The sequence below is a fragment of the Paenibacillus dendritiformis genome (assembly GCF_945605565.1).
GTDB lineage: Bacteria > Bacillota > Bacilli > Paenibacillales > Paenibacillaceae > Paenibacillus_B > Paenibacillus_B dendritiformis_A.
In genome coordinates, this window is sequence record NZ_OX216966.1 from 5971538 (window position 1) to 5989694 (window position 18157).

Below are 18157 nucleotides of genomic sequence, written 5' to 3' on the forward strand. Positions count from 1 at the left end.
AGGTCGATGTGATGGATATAATGGAAGAAAGAAGGTACTCATTGCGGGCAATGACGCGCGGACACCGGAAAACCGGCCGTCAAGCCCATTCTACATAATCGTTGCTACGCTCACCTGACGTTGAAGGATGGAAGCCGCCGGGACATGGAAGAAGAAGGCGGCATGTTCGCATGTCTTCCATAGGCATGAAGGGGGAAGGTTCAAGTTGAAGAAAAGAATTGTCGCGGCTGTACTGGCCGCAGTCATGGCATGCTCCATGCCGTTGACCGTCATGGGGGCAGAGAAAAGCTCCACTGCGCCTTGGTATGCCCATGGCGTACATTCGCTTGTCACGGCAGGGGCCGTGGACGCCAAGGCCGATCTGACCGCCAAGGTCACGGCCAATGATTTCATCCGCTATGCGGTGACGGTGCTCACGTACCAGCATGGCGTCGACCCGATGAAGGTCGCGCAAGAGGAAGGCTGGATCCGGGAAGGCGAGCTCGCCTCCCCGGATGACGCGTTAACGCGCGGCGAGGCCGCCCGCATTCTGGTGCGCGCCTTCGGGCAAGACAGCGAAGAGAACAGCCTCACCGCCTATGCGGAGCAGGCGAAGTCGCTCGGTCTGCTGCACGGTTACCGCGACGGCAGCCTCCGCGCCGACGAGGCGGTTACGTTAAGAGAAGCGGCCGCAGCGCTGAACAACGTGAAAAAGCTGCGTCTGGCCTCGATCAGCGATCAGGGCGTCGCTCCGATTCCGGTCGAAGACTTCATGCGCAATCCGGGCAGCCTCGCCTACCAGATCTCTTCGGACGGCAATTACTTGACGTTTATGGCGCCGTGGGAGAACCGGGCCAACGTATTCGTGAAGAACATGGGAGGCAGCGGCGAACCGGAGCGCGTAACCAGCTCCAAGGATCGGGATATCGCGGCCTTTTTCTGGAAGGGCGACACGCTCCTGTATGTCAAAGATAACGGCGGGGATGAAAACTTCCATCTCTACTCGTCCAGCTTCAATGGAGCACAGGAGAAGGACCTGACGCCGTATTCCGGGGTCAAGGCCGGTCTGGTCAGCCTGCTGGCGGGAGTCAAGGACGAGATTCTCGTCACCCTGAACAAAGAGAATAAAACCGTCTTCGATGTCTACAAGCTGAACATCAAGACAGGCGCGCTCCAGCTCGTCGCCAAAAATCCGGGCAACGTCCAGGGCTGGCTCGCCGATCGCAACGGCAATATTCGCATGACCGTCGTATCGGACGGAGTCGTGGGCGAAATTATGTACCGCGATTCGGATAAGGAAGAATTCCGTTCCTTCCTGAAGCTGAATGCCGGAGACGAAGTGAACCTGCTTGGCTTCACGCAGGACAATCAATCCGTCCTCGCCGTATCCAATCAAGGACGGGATAAGGCGGCCCTCGTCCGCTTCGATCTGCAAGCGAACGAGAAGGTGCTCTTCGAGCATCCCGAGGTCGATATTGCCAATGCACTGTATGATTCGAAGCGGGACCGGCTGCTCTATGCGGCTTATGTGACAGACAAGGCTCATCTGCAATTTTTCGATAGCGAATTCGAAGGGCTGTACCGCAAGCTGACGGCGAAGCTGAAGGTGAGCGAAAGCGAAATCGGCATTAACGATTACAACCAGGACATGAACAAGTTCATCGTCAGCGTGTCGAATGACAAGACCTACGGCCGGTATTACTATTACGATTCCACGACCGATCAGTTGACAGAGCTGGCCAATCTCAGCCCGTGGCTGAAGCCGGAGCTGATGGCCGATATGCATCCGATCTCTTACAAGAGCCGGGACGGTCTGACGATTCACGGCTATTTGACGCTGCCGAAGAACAAGAAGCCGGAGAACCTGCCGCTTATCGTCAATCCGCATGGCGGGCCATGGGCGCGGGACATGTGGGGCTTCAATCCGGAGGTGCAGCTGCTGGCGAACCGCGGCTATTCGGTGCTGCAGGTGAATTTCCGGTCGTCTACGGGCTATGGCAAGGAATTCCTGAATGCCGGCAACAAGCAGTGGGGACGGAACATTCAAAATGACATTACCGACGGCGTGCAGTGGGCGATCAAGCAAGGCATCGCCGATCCGGATCGCATCGGCATTTACGGCGCATCCTTCGGCGGATACGCGACCTTGGCCGGCATCACCTTCACCCCGGATCTGTATGCCGCCGCCGTCGACTATGTCGGGGTCTCGAATATCTTTACGCTGCTGGAGACGCTGCCGCCGTACTGGGAGACGTTCCGCAATATGTTCTATGAACGGGTCGGCCATCCGGAGCAAGACAAGGAGCTGCTGAAGGCCGTCTCGCCGGTGTTCCATGTCAACCGCATCAAGACGCCGCTCTTCGTCGCTCAGGGTGCCAACGACCCGCGCGTTAATCAGGCGGAATCGGATCAGATTGTCGAAGCGCTGAAGAAGCGGGGCGTCGATGTCCAGTACATGCTGAAGGAGAACGAAGGACATGGATTCAACAACGAGGAGAACCGGATCGAGTTCTATAACGCGATGATCAAGTTCCTCGACGATCACTTGAAGAAATAAGCAAGGACACTGGCCGGATCTCGCTGTTAGGCTTGTTTCCGAAGGAAAAGAAGCCCGTGAGGTTCCTCTGTGATGTGCAGGGGGGCTTCGCGGGCTTTTGTTCGGGTACGTCCGCCTCGGCCCTCACCGCAGATAGCGCGCAGATAGCGGCGATTGCGGCCGCTCGCCGCTCGCCAGGCACCGGCCTATCCCCAAGCCTCAGGCCGGTTCACGGCACTTAAAAATCCCTTGGACTTTCTCAACAGCCTGATTTGCGGGATCCAAGAGACGCGTCGGATCCTGGGGGCATCATCACCTTCTGGAGGCATCGTTGCCTCCTGGGGATTGAACGTGTGGAGGGAATTGCTGCTATTTTACAGGAATTTCGGCTTAATGAGTCCACATCCCGAGGAATTGCTGCATATCTACATCATTTTAAGCCCTTTTGCTCCAAGTCGTAGCGAAACGGGTGAAATTCCTGCAGGTTTGCAGGATTCCCTTTCTGGTGAAGTCGTCCCTATCGAATTGCTGTATTTGCGCAGTATTTCGCCTGCTGGATAGACGTGTCTGGACAAATCGTGCAGTTTTACGGATTTCGCTTACCGAATAGGCGTGTCTAGGGAAAGTGTGCAGGTTTCAGGCCGTTTGGAAACTCTTTTTTTACGAAAGCGTGGAGATTATCCATTTTCCTAACCAAAACTTGGCACTCAGAGCGTTTTAAATCAATTTTTTCTACTGAGAAGCGAGTCCAAATGAAGTGCCGAAAAACACCTTGGACTTTCTCAACATCCTGCGTCTTGCAGGAATGTCGGTCACAGAGTAGACGTCAACATGGAAAACTATATTTTCGCAGCTTTTCGGCAAGTCAAGCTATGAGAAGCAGCGAGGACTATCTCAATGTAGGTAGAAACTACTTATAGAACAGCACCTTCATAGAATTGCAATAGCCCGCTGTTTTGCTAATTCAATGTACGCTTCTCTTCAGCGTTCTGCTTCTTCAGCGCCGGCCACGATTCACGCTGAGGTGGAAGACCTGCTCCCCCCAAAAAAAAATTATAAATTCTATAATATTGCACAAAAAACGCCGGGGACGCAAATCCTCCGGCGCTGCGAAATTGTTCTCGTTACTGTGTACCTGCCCCGATTGAAAAGAGCAGCGGCTTCTCGTCTTCCGTCTGCTGATAGACGACGAGCAGATAGCTCGCCTGGGCATCCTCCACATCCAGCCTGCCCGCCGCCTGCACGGCATCCGCCTTCCATGCGAAGGGGAGCCGCTCGACGACGGCATGCTTGTGCAGCTCCTTCTCGCTCAAGCCCAGCGCCGCGAAGGCGGAGGACACGGCCTCCGGCCGCTCGGCAGCCTGCCGCATCACGCGGGCCGCTTCTTCCTTCGGTACGGTCATCTCCCACCACGTCTTACGCGGCTTGTACTTGTGGTTGCGGAAATAGTCCAGCTTCATCAGCCCGCGCGCCACGTCCGGCCGCCGCAGGCCGTGCGCATCCAGGAAGGCCTGCAGGCGCACGAACAGATCCTCCAATTGATGCCCGATCTTCTGCCACCCGTTCTCTTCCCAGAAGTCGCCGAACGCCTGAAAGAAATCGAACGGAGAATCGAATTCCTCCTGCATCAGATGCTCCATCGTATAGTCCATCCGGTGGGCGTTCCAATATTTCTCCAGCACATCCTCCAGCCGCTTCAGGCGTACCACGTCGCTGAAGGGGAGCACGTCATTGCTCAGCATTTCATAAGGCGCTTGATCCATATATACATACCCGTACTTGTCCGCGTCGTTGCGCAGCCCGGTCCCCCGCAGCATCTTCAGGAAGCCGAGCTGCAGCTCCTCCGGACGAAGCTCGAACACATCATTGAACGTTTTGCGGAACGTTCCGTAGTCTTCGAGCGGCAGCCCGGCGATCAGATCGAGATGCTGATCGATTTTACCGCTGTCCTTCACCTTCGTTACGGTGCGGGTCAGCTTGGTGAAGTTCTGACGGCGCTTCACGAGCTCGTTCGTCGGATCATTGGTCGACTGGACGCCGATCTCGAAGCGGAAAATGCCGGGCGGCGCGTTCTCCGCCAGGAAGTCGAGCACCTCCGGCCGCATGATGTCCGCCGTAATCTCGAACTGGAACACGCAGCCGCGGTGATTCTCGATCAGGAAGCGGAACATCTCCATCGCATAATCCCGCTTGATGTTGAACGTGCGGTCAACGAACTTGATCAGCTTCGCCCCATTGTCAATCAGGAACAGCAGATCCGCCTTCGTCCGCTCAATATCGAAGTAGCGGACCCCGACCTCGATGCTCGACAGGCAGAATTGACAGCTGAACGGACAGCCGCGGCTCGTCTCGAAGTAGACGACCCGCTTGCCCAGATGCGGCAAATCCTCCGCGAACCGGTGCGGCGAAGGTATCGCGTTCAGGTCCAGCTTCGGACGGCCCGGATTGATGCGGACCTCATCCCCTTTGCGGTACGCAAGGCCGAACACGAAGTGATACTTCTGTTCGTCGCGAATCTCACGCAGCAGATGCAGGAAGGTCTCCTCCCCTTCTCCCATGACGATGAAGTCCACGTCCGGCAGCCGATTCATCCAGTACTCGGTGTCATAGGATACTTCTGGCCCGCCCAGGACGATGCGCAGCTCAGGCCTTACCTTCCGCAGCATGCCGATGACCCGGATCGTCTCCTCGATGTTCCAGATATAGCAGGAGAACCCGATGACATCTGGCTCGCGGCGGAACAGATCGGAGACGATATTCATCGCCGGATCCTTGATCGTATACTCCGCCAGCTCGACGTCGAACTCGTCGCCGCAGTGCGCCTTCAGGCAGCGGATGGCGAGCGAAGTATGAATATATTTCGCGTTCAATGTGGATAGTACGACTTTCATGTTGACTCCCTTCTATCGTCACGCAAGCGCGGCCAGACCGCATTCTGTCCGGCACGCCTTGCGCCATGGCCTATGCAATCGGCGTTCCGTTCGGCACCGCCTCGTCTGTCCGCAGCAGCACGACATCCCCTTCTTCCGGCACGCCGCCGAGCACGAGCACCTCCGAGGAGAAGCCCGCAATCTTCCGCGGCGGGAAATTGACCACCGCGGCAACCTGGCGCCCGATCAGCGCTTCGGGCGTATAGCGGACCGTAATCTGCGCGCTCGAGTGCTTCAGGCCGAGCGGACCGAAATCGATCAGCAGCTTGATCGCGGGCTTGCGCGCCTTGTCCAATGGAGACGCCTCTACGATCGTGCCGATCCGGATATCCAGCTTCATGAAATCTTCGATGGTCGCCTGGGCCACTTGCGGCTGCGTTCCTTCTCCCGCATTCACGCTGCCCGTACCGGCTCCATTGCTATGCTTCTTCGAATCCATCATGCCCATTCCTCCTGTGCATCAAGCCGTACCGACTCTTCTTCCCGTTGACGGAAGAAGGCCATGAACGGCTCGCCGAATTGTTTTAGCTTCGCTTCCCCGATGCCTTTGACGAGCATCATCTCGGCTTCCGTCGTCGGCATTCGCTCCGCCATTTCCCGCAGCGTGCTGTCGTTGAACACGATATATGGCGGCACGCCCGCCTTGCTCGCCAGCTCGCGGCGGATCAGGCGCAGCTGCTCGAAGATCGTCTCGTCGACCGCGCCGGCGGCCTTCGGCTTGAGCGAGGTCGCGACCCGCTGCGTCACCTGACGCTGCCCCTTGAGCACCTCGGCCGCGGGCGGCAGCAGGCGAACGACCGGATACTGTCCTTCGCTCAACTGCAAATAGCCTTCCGCGATCAGCACATAAATCAAATCAGCAATCGCCTTCTCGGTCAAATGCCGCATCTCCCCGTGCGTCGGCAGCTTCTCGAAGCCGTATTGGACCACCTTTTTGTTGCGCGATCCCTTCAGCACGGAGGCTACCATCGAGACGCCGAACCGTTCCCGCATCCGGAAGATGCAGGAGAAAATTTTCTGTGCTTCCGTCGTAATGTCAATCGACTCGCGCTCATCCTTACAGTTCCCGCACATGCCGCAGGTCTCGTCCGACATTTCGCCGAAGTAGCGCAGCATGTACGTCTGCAGGCAGCCAGTCGTGTAGCAGTAATCGATCATCGCCTGCAGCTTCTTATATTCATGCGTCTTCCGCTCTGGCGCGGCTTCGCTCTGTTCAATAAAAAACTTTTGCGTCAAAATATCCTGCGGATGGAACAGCAGCACGCATTCGCTCGGCTCGCCGTCCCGGCCCGCGCGCCCGGCCTCCTGCACATACGCCTCCATATGCTTCGGCATATTGTAGTGCAGCACATAGCGCACGTTCGATTTGTCGATGCCCATCCCGAAGGCGTTCGTCGCCACGATGACACGCAGGTCGTCGTACAGGAACGCCTCCTGCATATGCGCGCGCTCCTCGTCCGACATACCGGCATGGTATCGTCCAGCGGCAAGGCCCGCCTTCCGCAGCATCTCGCACAGATCCTCGACTTCCTTCCGCGTCGAGGCATAGATGATGCCCGGCTGATGCGTCCGCTCCCGCACATAATTCAGCGTGAACGCCCGGCGCTCCTCGCCGCGCAGCACGGCGAACGCCAGGTTGTCCCGCTTGAAGCCGGTGACCACCAGCTCCGGCTCCCCAAGCTCGAGCAGCCGGATCAAGTCCTCCGTCACCTCCGGCGTCGCGGTGGCCGTAAAGGCCGCCATGAGCGGGCGCGGACGTCCCGCTTCCTCCAGTTCCTTCAGGAAAGGCGCGATCGCGCGGTAGCTCGGTCGGAAATCATGCCCCCATTGCGACACGCAGTGAGCCTCGTCCACCGCAATGAACGCGATGGGCAGCGACTTCGCCCGCTCCCGGAACCATTCGCTCTCCAGCCGCTCCGGCGCGACATACAGCAGCTTCAGCCGCCCTTCCTCCGCCCGGCGCACAATCCGTCCCGCCTCCCCCATCTCCTGGGTGCTGTTGATGAACGCGGCCTCCACGCCCAAGCTGTGCAGCGCATCGACCTGATCCTTCATCAGCGAGATGAGCGGCGAGACAACCAGCGTCACGCCCTGCAGCATCAGCGCCGGAATCTGGTAGCAGATCGACTTCCCGCCGCCGGTCGGCATAATGCCTACCGTATTTTTTCCTTCTAATATATATTCAATTATTCGCTTCTGTCCCTCGCGGAAGTCATCGTAGCCGAACACCCGCTTCAATGTGCTCCGTGCTTGGTCCATTGATATCATATCCTCGAACTCCTTCTCGCTCTCCCTGCTATTGTTCTAGTATAACCTAACGGGAAGCCGGTTGGGAGGGCCAGGCCGGATTCTCTCGGAACAAGGCCGGATTCGTGCCGGCTCTCCGGTCTGGATATCGGCTGCCGCATTGAGGCAGCGGGCCTTCTTATACCTGTCCATTCGCATCAATCATTGAGAATCAGAAGCTGGCCCTATACAACATCGATCCTATCGGTCCGTCCCAGCTTGCCTGCATGCTTCGTCCTCGCTGCTGAGGCTCAGACCTCGTTGCGGGCGATTGGCGCCCATCCGTTCTTTTTGCTATAGTGAGAGCAGTTGAATCTGAAGGCAGGAGCGAAGACCAGACATGAATGAACGAAAAACCGGTACAGGCCGGAGTTATAGAGGAAACAATCCTAAGGAGCGACCAGCTTGGAAAAAGGGCCCGCGTCCCGGTGCGGCCGGAGCGAGGCCGCGAGTGACCGATGCCTCGGCGGAGCAGGTGAAGGTTGGCGACCGCATCGTCGTCACGATCAAGCGGATCGGCATTAACGGAGAGGGCGTTGGCTATTATCGGAAAAAAGCCGTCTTCCTCGACGGCGCTCTTCCGGGGGAGGTCGTGCGGGCGAAGGTAACCGCAGTGCACGACAAGCATATCGTCGCCGCCGTGACGGCGTACGAGAAGGAATCGCCGGACCGGCGCCAGCCGCCTTGTCCGGTCTACGAGCGCTGCGGCGGCTGCCAGCTGCAGCATCTCGCTTACGAGGGCCAGCTCCGGGCGAAGGAGGAACTGGTGCGGGAGGCGTTCCGCCGCTATGCCGGCATCGAAGGAGATGCGCTGCCGCTGAAGCCGATGCTGGGCATGGACGATCCGTGGCACTACAGGAACAAAGCCCAGCTGCAGCTCGGCGCCGGACGGGACGGCCGCATCGTGGCCGGCCTGTACGAGGCCCAGTCCCACCAGCTCGTCGATATTACGGGCTGCACGATCCAGCATGACCGCATCAATCAGACGGTCGAAGAGGTGAAGGCGATTCTGGAGCGGCTGCACATTGCACCGTATGACGCCAAGCGACGCACCGGCGTCGTCCGCACGATCATCGTGCGGACCGGCTTCCAGTCCGACGACCTGCAATTGACGCTCGTCACCGGCACGGAGACGCTGCCGAAGAGCGACCAGCTCGTCAGCGAGCTGCTGCGGAAGGTGCCCGATCTGACCACCATCGCGCACAATATCAACACGCGCAAGACGTCGCTCGTGTTCGGCGACAAGACGCGCATCCTCTGGGGCAAGCCGACGATGGAGGACTCGCTCGGCGACGTGAAGTTCTCGCTGTCGCCGCGCGCCTTCTTCCAGCTCAACCCGCAGCAGACGCTGAAGCTGTACGAGGCGGTGCGCGTGGCCGCGGCCTTGAGCGGGCGGGAACGGGTCGTCGACGCCTACTGCGGGACAGGCACGATCGCCCTCTGGCTGGCTCCTTATGCGGCCGAGGTGCGCGGCATCGAGATCATTCCGGAGGCCGTCGAGAACGCCCGCCAGAATGCCGAGCGCAGCGGCCGCACGAACGCCGCCTTCTATGCCGGAGAAGCCGAAGCGCTGCTTCCCCGCTGGGTGAAGGACGGCTACCGCCCCGACGTCATCGTCGTCGACCCGCCGCGCACCGGCTGCGACGAGCGTCTGCTGCGGGCCATCCTCGCCGCCAATCCGAAGCGGCTCGTCTACGTCTCCTGCAATCCGTCCACCTTGGCGAAGGATTGCAAAGCGCTGCTGGCCGGCGGCTACGAGCTGGCCTCCGTCCAGCCGGTGGACATGTTCCCGCAGACGGCGCATGTGGAGTGTTGTGTGTTGCTTACAAAATTTAATGATTGATTGTCATAATCTTAAGGCAACCGAAGAAGGGAGTGTTAAACATTGAATTTTGACATGGTGATGCAGGAGCTTGAAGCTCTCGGCAAGGAACGACTCAAGAAGATGTATATATCCAACGGCGCACATGAACCGCTTTTTGGCGTGGCGACAGGCGAGATGAAGCCCATCTTCAAGAAAACAAAAATCAATCAACCTCTGGCCGAGCAGCTATACGCGACAGGGAACTACGACGCTATGTACTTCGCCGGCATCATTGCAGACCCCAATGCGATGACGGAAGCGGATTATGACCGTTGGATGGATGCGGCTTATTTTTACATGCTGTCTGATTATGTGGTTGCCGTAACCCTGGCGGAAGCAGATATCGCACAAAAGGTTGCCGATAAATGGATCGCAAGCGGCGAAGAGTTGAGAATGTCGGCGGGCTGGAGCTGTTACTGCTGGCTGTTGGGGAACCGTCCGGATGATGAATTCTCCGAAGACAAAATTGCCGGTATGCTTGATCTGGCGGAACGCACGATTCACGATGCTCCCGAACGAGCGAAATACGCGATGAACAATTTTATGTACACCGTCGCCGTATCTTATTTACCGCTCCATGATAAGGCCGTCGAGACCGCTAAGGCAGTAGGCCCGGTAGAAGTCACACGGGACAAGACCAAAAGCAAGCTCATACACGCTTTCGAAAATATTCAAAAGGCTGTAGATAAAGGGCAGCTTGGTTTCAAACGCAAACATGTAAGGTGTTAAACTCTATTGTGCTGCACTCCGCATACGGTACATGCGGAGCGTTGTTCACTACTTGTGAGAATGGATTAAAAATAAGATGCATCGGTGTTTAGACCCTTCAAAATTCGGAAGGGTTTTTTGTTATAATAAAAAATGGTTGAGGTTGCCAAATGATAGTCTAACTTATTGTTGTGTTTTTGGGGGAAGTGTGGGCAGATAACGCAATGAATCCGTCATCCGCCATCGTATGGTCGAGCGGATTGGAAGGCTTCAACTTCATGGGGAGCGTTAAATCGAATTTGAACAATCATGAGTCCCTCCGTCTAAATCACGTCGTCCCTTATCAGGCTGTGGAAATCGATCAGGCTTTCGCTCTTGCACTGACGAATGGCGAAATGAAAAATGCCGACTTTTTGCATAATTACATTGAACAATATTGGGGCACGCTCGATCACTTTTTAGAAAAAGGCTATGGATACGTTGCACTCACAGCTAACAAAGAGGTCGCAAGCCTAGCCATCTCCTCATCCATATATGGTTCCACACACGCCATTGGAGTGGAAACACTTGAAGATTACCAACGACAAGGATTATCGAGCTCACTCGTGAAATTATTACTAAATAAATTCAACGAAAACAAGATTATTGCCTGGTGGGACTGCATGGAGAGCAATATCGCTTCTCAAAAAACAGCCGAGAAGGCAGGCTTATGTAAAACGCATCGTTACAAAATAAATTGGTTCCATTTTTAAGAACCAAAATGAAATGAGTGGTGAAACATGGTTTTCATTGAAACTTCCAGGTTATTTCTAAGACCATTCGATGATGAGGATGTCGCGTCCCTGCATCCTGTTTTTTCTGACCCGGAGACCATGGCATATTATCCTGCTCCTTTCAGCTATCAGCAAACCCAAGCTGGATTCAAAGAAATCAAGCCCGATATGCGAATGACGGTTATGGATTATGGGCCGTTTGTTTGAAGGATACGGGGCAGGTTATCGGAGACTGCGGACTTATTAATCAAAATGTAAACGGAAAAACCGAGGTTGAAATCGGCTACCATCTGAATAAAGCCTACTGGTCCAAAGGCTATGCTTCGGAAGCCGCCGCAGCTTGCAAGGAATATGGATTTGAACGTTTGGGTTTAAGCAGGGTGATAAGCATCATCGCCCCCCGAAACGTAGCATCGATACGTGTAGCTGTGAAGATCGGCTTCTCCAAGGAAAAAGAGGCTTTTATTTTCGGTAAATCTCATTATATTTTCTCGGGGAGTAGGCCCCAAAGAAGTAAATTATTGGGACAATGTTACTTTTGAACTATATTCTTTATAAGGGATATTTTGGTATTATAAGGATTGAAAGGCGGCCGCTTTTACATAACCAAAAGGATGGGTTGCTAATGAAATTCAAAAAGTCCATTACAACTTTCATTATGGTCGCCATGGTTTTGGTATTAGCGCAAAGCGCATTTGCGCTGCCTGGAATGGGAGATACCATGGAGAAGGCAATTAAGATCGAACCAGGCGTCAAGCTTAATGGAGTATTGCAAGACGCCAATGATTATGATTGGTACACGTGGGAGAACAAATCAGGAAAGAATAGGTATGCGTATTTTCAAGTTACAACGCCATCGGAAGATTCGGGCGCATTACTAGGTGCGGTTGTTGTTTATCCTCTTGGATTTAATTCATCTCCATTCTTTGCCGATCCAACGCAAAGAAGACACCAAAACCTTTCGACCATACTAGTTCCTCCTCATGGAAAAATCTATTTCTTCTTAAAGAACACGGGAAATAAACTTGAACCGTATGAAATCCGTAACTTTGGTTTAACATATGAAAACCCCGGTGATATTTAGTAGACAACACAAAACAGCCGCTGATTAGTCAGCGGTTGTTTTTTCTTCATTTTGCCATTGCCGGTGATGACGCTGCGGGAGAGTGTTAGATTCGTTGCAAAACAAGGCGACTTCCGCTATTCCATTTCGCATAGATATATCCATAATGAGTCCGTACAGCATGGCTGGCGTTTTATCAATGAATCAATAAGAGGAGGTTGTTGAATTGGCCCAACTTGTCGAGATACGCTTCGCTGCCTTCATCCCTGAAGCGTGGATAGAGCATAAGCGAACCGCGAATGCGATCATTCAATTCAATGGCAACAACAGAGGCTTTACTTATTTCACGGAAGATCAACCCGAGCTCTCGAAAATGGCACAGCACATTGTCGTGGATTTCGAGAAAACGGAAATAAAACATTTTCGATCGACAGGCCCGACAATCGAAAGAACCGTTGAACTAAGCAGCGGTAAAGTTTTGCAGGAAGTATTCGGCCATGCCTCTGATTCCGGACTGACCATCTCGAATAAGAGTATCTCAAACACGTCAGCGTCGTTTTTCATACAAGGCAGTGCGTCCAACCCTTTGAACGCTGACGCTTCTCCACTGGACTGGGAGTATGACGTAACGGTTGACCGTTCAGGAAAAGTAACCGTTAAGGGACGCCATGACGGCTTTCCGGCGCATGAAATTTATAAACGTGTAGATAAGGGGACTCCGTTCACCATCTATACTCACGATCCGCGCGTTACAGGCGATACGCCCCTGTCTCTGTTCCCTCCAATGGAGCGTATAGTAGACAGAATCGCTCCTTAAGCTTCCATACTGTGCCTCAGCTTCTCCTTCACCCAAACCAATCTCGATGTAGCAGAGATCCGTGAAAACACGATAAACTGCAAATATACACCAAAAGCCGGCACATCGTAATTGATGGAATCGGGAAGAGGATCTTGCCAAGAATCACGGGAAGGAGCAGCCTTATGAATTTTAATATAGCGGTAGCTATCGAGGTTTTGGAACGCACACCGCAGACATTGGAGAATTTTTTGTCCGGTTTATCGGAAGGTTGGCTGCAATGCAATGAAGGTGAAGGCAAACCCTTTCCCCGTTCGATCGCTATTCTCATCTGCATGACAAGCATGAGCGCTCCATGGAACAAAAGCTGCTAGAATTTAAAATAATAAGAGCGCAAAATATAGCCAAGTTGAAGGAGCTTATCAAAACGGAAGGGCTTGAATTGACGGGTTTTCACCCTGCATTTGGTGTCGTGAAGATCAGAGAATTGATTGCGGCGTGGGCGGTTCATTATTTAGCGCATATGGGTCAGATCGTTCGGGTCATGGCCAAGAGATACAGGACGGATATCGGGCCTTGGATAGAATATTTGGGAGTCTTGAAAAAGTAGTGATGAGGGGCGGCGACCCCCTCTTTTTTGTTGTTAAGCCGGCTATCGTACGATGCTGGTGACTTTTTGGCGAATGTCGAACAACGTTTCGAGGGCCCTCATTCTCTTGCGGATCTTGCTGCTGCGGAACACTCCCGTCTGTGCATCGTTCAACATTGACCCCATGAGTCTCACCATGCAGGCTTTGACCAAATAGGGAAACAGACCTTCGGAAAATTCCTGTGGCACCTCGACATTGCAATAGACCTTAAGCGTGGAACGGATTCTATCCAATGAAGCGGTCCCTGAAAACTCCCACAAAAAGGTCCAGTATAAAAACTGAGAGAGAGCATATAATTCATTTTCGTACTCGGGCGTGAAATCAATGATCGCTTGTATGCTATTTCCGCAAAAGACGACATTTCCAGGCCCTACATCGGAATGAATGAGCTGTTTCGGATTACGGTTAAAATCATCCATATAATCCGATAAAACTTTTTGGGCGCTCCTCAATAGAAACCTCTGCTTCTTCCAGTTCGAACTGCTTCACTATCTCATCAACCTGGTCACACAAGAAGACACCGGATTTCACTTTATCCCAAGCGTTTTTCTCTTCGATTTCCGTTTCTTCAAAAGGCACTTGGCGCAGGATTTGATGATATGTACGTAAATAGCGGATAACCGAATAAAATTGCTCATCGTTATAGGTCTCTATAGCCTCGCCTGGGACATATTCCGTTAACGAATAGCCAGCACTGGACATTAACTTATTTTCCCGTGTAGGAATAAGCCTTCCTTGAATCAATCCATTATCGGTTAGCACTTTTTGAGCCTTATGGTATATCTTTAGAAAGTCTGACCTGTCCACCTGCTTCAACATATAACTACCTTCACTCGTAGCTATCTGATAGCAAGGGCTGCTTGCAGACATGTCCCGCAGCTCCCATATTTCACGAAGATCATATTCATTTTTCAAAATTTCTTCAATGGACATGTTCATGAGAACTCCTTCATCATTCAATAAATGATTCGTGATCAGCGGCATTATCTCCTTCGTTCGCAGCGACATCAGGCTCTCCTGGCCTGCAGCGATGATTCAATCAATAATCGTGAATACATAGTTGAAGCATTCCAATTATTGGGCTATCATATTTAGTATCTGATACTAATAGCAATGACTAAGCTCGTTTATTCGTTTGCAGGGTATAAAATGGAGGGATGATTTTGGAGGACCTGACTGCTCCACAACGCCGCGCTTATAACCATGAGACCGCTCATCAACCGCCAACTCCATGGACAGAAGTTGACACACAGGTCACCGGGAGCGGCGATTATGTTATCGATGTCACCCCTATTCGCCATACTATCGCTGCACGCACGAAGCTGAGCAAAACGGAAATCCCTCATGCCGGGATGATGATCGAAGCGGACGTTACCAACCTAGTATTGCTGCGCAACAAGCGCAAAGACGAGTTCAGGCGTCAGGAAGGGATGAATCTTACGTATTTGCCCCTCTTTGTCAAAGCGGTGGTTAGCGCGATCAAAGATTATCCCATGATGAACGCTGTATGGGCGGCAGACAAAATTATTGTCAAACGCGACATCAACATGTCCCTGCTCATTGGGACCGAGGATTCCGTACTCGCGCCTGTCATCCATCACGCCGATCAGAAAAGTATCGCCGGTCTCGCCCTGGCTATCGACTCCCTCACCAGAAAAGCCCGTTCCGGCAAACTGACCCCTAACGATATGCAAGGGGGGACATTTACGGTCAACAATACCGGCTCGTTCGGCTCCGTTTCCTCCAACCCAACCATTAATTATCCGCAAGCAGCCATCTTAACTCTGGAGTCCATTGTGAAGAAGCCCGTCGTCATCGGCGAGATGATTGCAATACGATCGATGGTGAACCTATGTTTATCCATTGACCATCGCCTGCTCGATGGCGTCATATGCGGACGTTTTTTGCAAAGGGTGAAAGAGAATCTGGAGAGCTATGAGTTACATACGAAGTTGTATTAAGAAAGGAACATCTTTCAATGGAAATTAGAAAACCGAACAACGCAGAATTGGAAACTATTTTACAACTGTCGCCACAGGCTTTATTTGAAGGGACATTAGGGAGAGTGAGGCCAACAGACGAGAAGATCAAGCGGCTTGTTGAACCTCTTCTGGAAAAAGGCTGCTGCTATTTCATTGCGGCGGAACAAGATACTCTCATGGGATGGATTCTGATCGGATCAGCCAAAGACCAATTCACCGATGAGACGATTGGTTTTATTTACGAACTATACGTAATCCAGGAGTTCAGAGGCAAAGGCATTTCCAAGCACCTCATGAGAAGTGCCATGGAACACCTGCAATCGGAGGGATACCGTGAGATACGTCTGGGTGTGTTCGCAGGCAATCATGCGATTGAACTATATAAGCAAATGGGGTTCACAGAAAGAAACACAACGATGAGCCTGATGCTGTAGTAAGGGGAGATTTGATGCTTATTCGCAAGGCAAATCTGGATGAAGCCAGTTATCTAAGCGGCCTGGCCTTTCGTTCCAAAGCTCACTGGGGATACAGCGATGACTTCATGGAAGCCTGCCGCGATGATTTAACGATTACTCCGGAACAGATCGCATCTGCAATGATATATGTGGTGGAAGATGATAGCCGCATCAAAGGTTTTATAGGTCTGGAAATAGAGAACGGAGAATGCTTGCTTAGCGATCTGTTTATTGAACCTGACGCGATTGGAAAAGGATACGGCAGCGCATTGTATAATCATAGTATAGAAGCAGCTAAAGGCTTAGGCGTTCGTACTGTCACGGTCCATAGCGACCCGAATGCCGAGAACTTCTATCTCCGCATGGGAGCCAGACGGATTGGAGACATCGAATCGACGGTTTTTCCGGGCCGCAAGCTGCCATTGCTGGAGATTGCAATCAGGTATTGACAATACGAAGCAAACTGCGTGCAACAGTTGCATTCCTTGGGAGTTCTATATGAACTCCTATTTATTTTTTCCACTGATAAACCCCAGCCGTTCCCACATGCAAATTAGTGCAAAATTTTAACGGAATTCTAAGTGATATATATCACGAGTCCCCTATTTCCTCCTATGCTACATTCTTAAAACGACAGCATTGAAGTGGTATGCAGAATCATGAATTTCCCATTTATTGAAATACTATGGGTGACTTTATGTGTTTCCTGCGTACCTTTTGCATGGGAGGAATCATATTGAATCAGCTTTTCCGCAAAAAAACATTGAACCTCATGCTCGCTCACAGTGAGAAAAAAGAATTAGCGCGAACGATGTCATTGATGGATTTAATCTTTCTTGGCGTGGGATGCGTGATCGGGACGGGAATTTTTGTGGTGACGGGTGTCGTTGCGGCAGAATCTGCCGGACCGGCGATCATGTTGTCCTTTGTTCTCGCAGGGATTGCCTGTGCGCTCGCTGCTTTCTGTTATGCCGAGTTTTCCTCTGCCGTACCTGTCTCCGGAAGTGTATATACGTACACGTATGCCACGCTAGGCGAATTATTCGCCTTCCTTATCGGATGGGATCTTATGCTTGAATATGTGATGGCTATTTCTGCCGTGTCTACGGGATGGTCTGCTTACTTTCAATCGTTGCTAGCGGGCTTTCATATCCATCTTCCCGCCATTCTCACCTCCGCCCCTAGTGTTGGAAAAGGAGGCCTCATCGATTTACCTGCCGTTCTGATCATCTTGTCCATCACGGCACTCGTCAGCAAAGGCGTAAAAGAAAGCATTAAATTTAACAATATGATGGTGTTCGTCAAATTAGCCGTTATCTTGCTCTTTATTGTAGTAGGGATTTGGTATGTAAAACCTGATAACTGGGTGCCTTTTGCGCCCTTTGGAATTCAAGGGATCGTAACCGGAGCAGCTACGGTATTCTTTGCCTATATCGGGTTCGATGTTATCGCTACGGCATCGGAAGAAGTGAAGAATCCGAAAAAAACAATGCCGATTGGGATTATCTCGTCCTTGCTCATTTGCACGATTTTGTATATGACCGTCTCTGGGGTATTAACAGGGATGATCTCGTATACCAAGTTAAACGTTGGCGCTCCTGTCGCTTTAGCATTAGAAACGGTAGGACAAAACTCGATCGCGGGTATCATTTCAATCGGGGCGGTATTTGGCATTACAACCGTCATTCTGGCCTTAATCTATGCGCAAGTTCGTTTAACCTACGCCATGAGCCGTGATGGATTATTGCCAAAGCAATTCTCCAAAGTAAATGCAAAGACCCAGACTCCGTTCGCAAACACATGGTTAACCGGATTTGTCGCTGCAGGCATTGCAGGTTTTATTGATCTCACCACACTGGCACATTTAGTGAATATGGGCACGTTGGCTGCGTTTACCCTCATATCGATTGCCGTCATCGTCTTGCGGAAGAAGTTCCCTGACATCAAGGCCTCGTTCCGCGTCCCGTTCGTCCCCGTGCTGCCGGCCATTAGCGCTTTGCTGTGTCTTTACCTTGCATTGAGCTTGCCGTTAATTACATGGATTTCCTTTGTGATCTGGATTGCGATCGGTACGGTTATCTACTTTATTTATTCGCGCAAGCATAGCAAGTTGAATTGATATCGTTATAGCAATT

At 52.5% G+C, this 18157-nt stretch carries 15 protein-coding genes and 3 pseudogenes; 13 read left to right on the top strand and 5 right to left on the bottom strand.

Annotated elements, in window-relative coordinates:
- The first annotated feature begins 205 nt into the window (after positions 1-205).
- Together NNL35_RS26825 and NNL35_RS26830 are read left to right on the top strand one after the other, a co-directional pair.
- Positions 206-2536 (top strand): S9 family peptidase, encoded by a 2331-nt coding sequence (locus NNL35_RS26825; RefSeq protein WP_040734491.1) that lies wholly within the window; start codon positions 206-208, stop codon positions 2534-2536.
- A 372-nt stretch (positions 2537-2908) separates the two neighbouring features.
- Positions 2909-3076: a hypothetical protein gene (locus NNL35_RS26830; RefSeq protein ID WP_254553903.1), complete on the top strand. Its 168-nt coding sequence runs from the start codon at positions 2909-2911 to the stop codon at positions 3074-3076.
- Positions 3077-3639: 563 nt separating this feature from the next.
- On the opposite strand, the gene NNL35_RS26835 is transcribed toward NNL35_RS26830, so the two are convergent.
- The 3 genes from NNL35_RS26835 to recQ form a co-directional block, all read right to left on the bottom strand.
- Positions 3640-5406 carry a B12-binding domain-containing radical SAM protein gene (locus tag NNL35_RS26835; RefSeq protein WP_254553904.1) on the bottom strand — a complete coding sequence of 589 codons (1767 nt, stop codon included), beginning with the start codon at positions 5404-5406 and terminating at the stop codon, positions 3640-3642.
- Positions 5407-5476: 70 nt separating this feature from the next.
- On the bottom strand, positions 5477-5887 hold the full coding sequence (gene csaA, locus NNL35_RS26840; protein WP_276540143.1) for a chaperone CsaA: 411 nt from the start codon (positions 5885-5887) through the stop codon (positions 5477-5479).
- Positions 5884-7713, bottom strand: a complete 1830-nt coding sequence (gene recQ, locus NNL35_RS26845) for a DNA helicase RecQ (protein WP_111156698.1) — start codon at positions 7711-7713, stop codon at positions 5884-5886. Before recQ ends, csaA begins: the two co-directional genes overlap by 4 nt.
- A gap of 469 nt (positions 7714-8182) precedes the next feature.
- Here recQ and rlmD point away from each other — a divergent pair, with 469 nt between their 5' ends.
- From rlmD to NNL35_RS26880, 7 genes and pseudogenes are all read left to right on the top strand, one after another.
- Complete coding sequence (rlmD, locus tag NNL35_RS26850; RefSeq protein WP_338111518.1) at positions 8183-9574, top strand: 23S rRNA (uracil(1939)-C(5))-methyltransferase RlmD; 1392 nt, start codon at positions 8183-8185, stop codon at positions 9572-9574.
- Positions 9575-9616: 42 nt separating this feature from the next.
- Entirely contained in the window at positions 9617-10324 is a 708-nt protein-coding gene (locus NNL35_RS26855; RefSeq protein ID WP_254553906.1) for a DNA alkylation repair protein, read from the top strand.
- A 203-nt stretch (positions 10325-10527) separates the two neighbouring features.
- Positions 10528-11055, top strand: a complete 528-nt coding sequence (locus tag NNL35_RS26860; RefSeq protein WP_254553907.1) for a GNAT family N-acetyltransferase — start codon at positions 10528-10530, stop codon at positions 11053-11055.
- Positions 11056-11082: 27 nt separating this feature from the next.
- Positions 11083-11618 (top strand): annotated as a pseudogene (locus NNL35_RS26865) (GNAT family N-acetyltransferase).
- A gap of 83 nt (positions 11619-11701) precedes the next feature.
- Positions 11702-12160, top strand: a complete 459-nt coding sequence (locus tag NNL35_RS26870; RefSeq protein WP_254553908.1) for a hypothetical protein — start codon at positions 11702-11704, stop codon at positions 12158-12160.
- A gap of 205 nt (positions 12161-12365) precedes the next feature.
- A complete protein-coding gene (locus NNL35_RS26875; protein WP_254553909.1) occupies positions 12366-12956 on the top strand; it encodes a DUF3238 domain-containing protein in 591 nt (196 codons plus the stop codon).
- Positions 12957-13120: 164 nt separating this feature from the next.
- Positions 13121-13545 (top strand): annotated as a pseudogene (locus NNL35_RS26880) (DinB family protein).
- Positions 13546-13587: 42 nt separating this feature from the next.
- Here NNL35_RS26880 and NNL35_RS26885 read toward each other — a convergent pair.
- Complete coding sequence (locus tag NNL35_RS26885) at positions 13588-14004, bottom strand: hypothetical protein (protein ID WP_254553910.1); 417 nt, start codon at positions 14002-14004, stop codon at positions 13588-13590.
- On the bottom strand, positions 13997-14593 hold the full coding sequence (locus NNL35_RS26890; protein WP_254553911.1) for a protein kinase family protein: 597 nt from the start codon (positions 14591-14593) through the stop codon (positions 13997-13999). The genes NNL35_RS26885 and NNL35_RS26890 overlap by 8 nt, the downstream gene beginning before the upstream one ends.
- Before the next feature lie 212 nt (positions 14594-14805).
- On the opposite strand from NNL35_RS26890, the pseudogene NNL35_RS26895 reads away from it, so the two are divergent.
- The 4 genes and pseudogenes from NNL35_RS26895 to NNL35_RS26910 form a co-directional block, all read left to right on the top strand.
- Positions 14806-15546: pseudogene (locus NNL35_RS26895) on the top strand (dihydrolipoamide acetyltransferase family protein); the annotation flags it as partial.
- A gap of 17 nt (positions 15547-15563) precedes the next feature.
- Positions 15564-16001, top strand: coding sequence for a GNAT family N-acetyltransferase (locus NNL35_RS26900; protein WP_254553912.1), 438 nt, complete (start codon positions 15564-15566; stop codon positions 15999-16001).
- A gap of 14 nt (positions 16002-16015) precedes the next feature.
- Complete coding sequence (locus tag NNL35_RS26905; protein ID WP_254553913.1) at positions 16016-16471, top strand: GNAT family N-acetyltransferase; 456 nt, start codon at positions 16016-16018, stop codon at positions 16469-16471.
- 287 nt (positions 16472-16758) lie between these two features.
- Complete coding sequence (locus NNL35_RS26910) at positions 16759-18141, top strand: branched-chain amino acid transporter BcaP (RefSeq protein ID WP_111156441.1); 1383 nt, start codon at positions 16759-16761, stop codon at positions 18139-18141.
- The last annotated feature ends 16 nt before the right edge of the window (positions 18142-18157 follow it).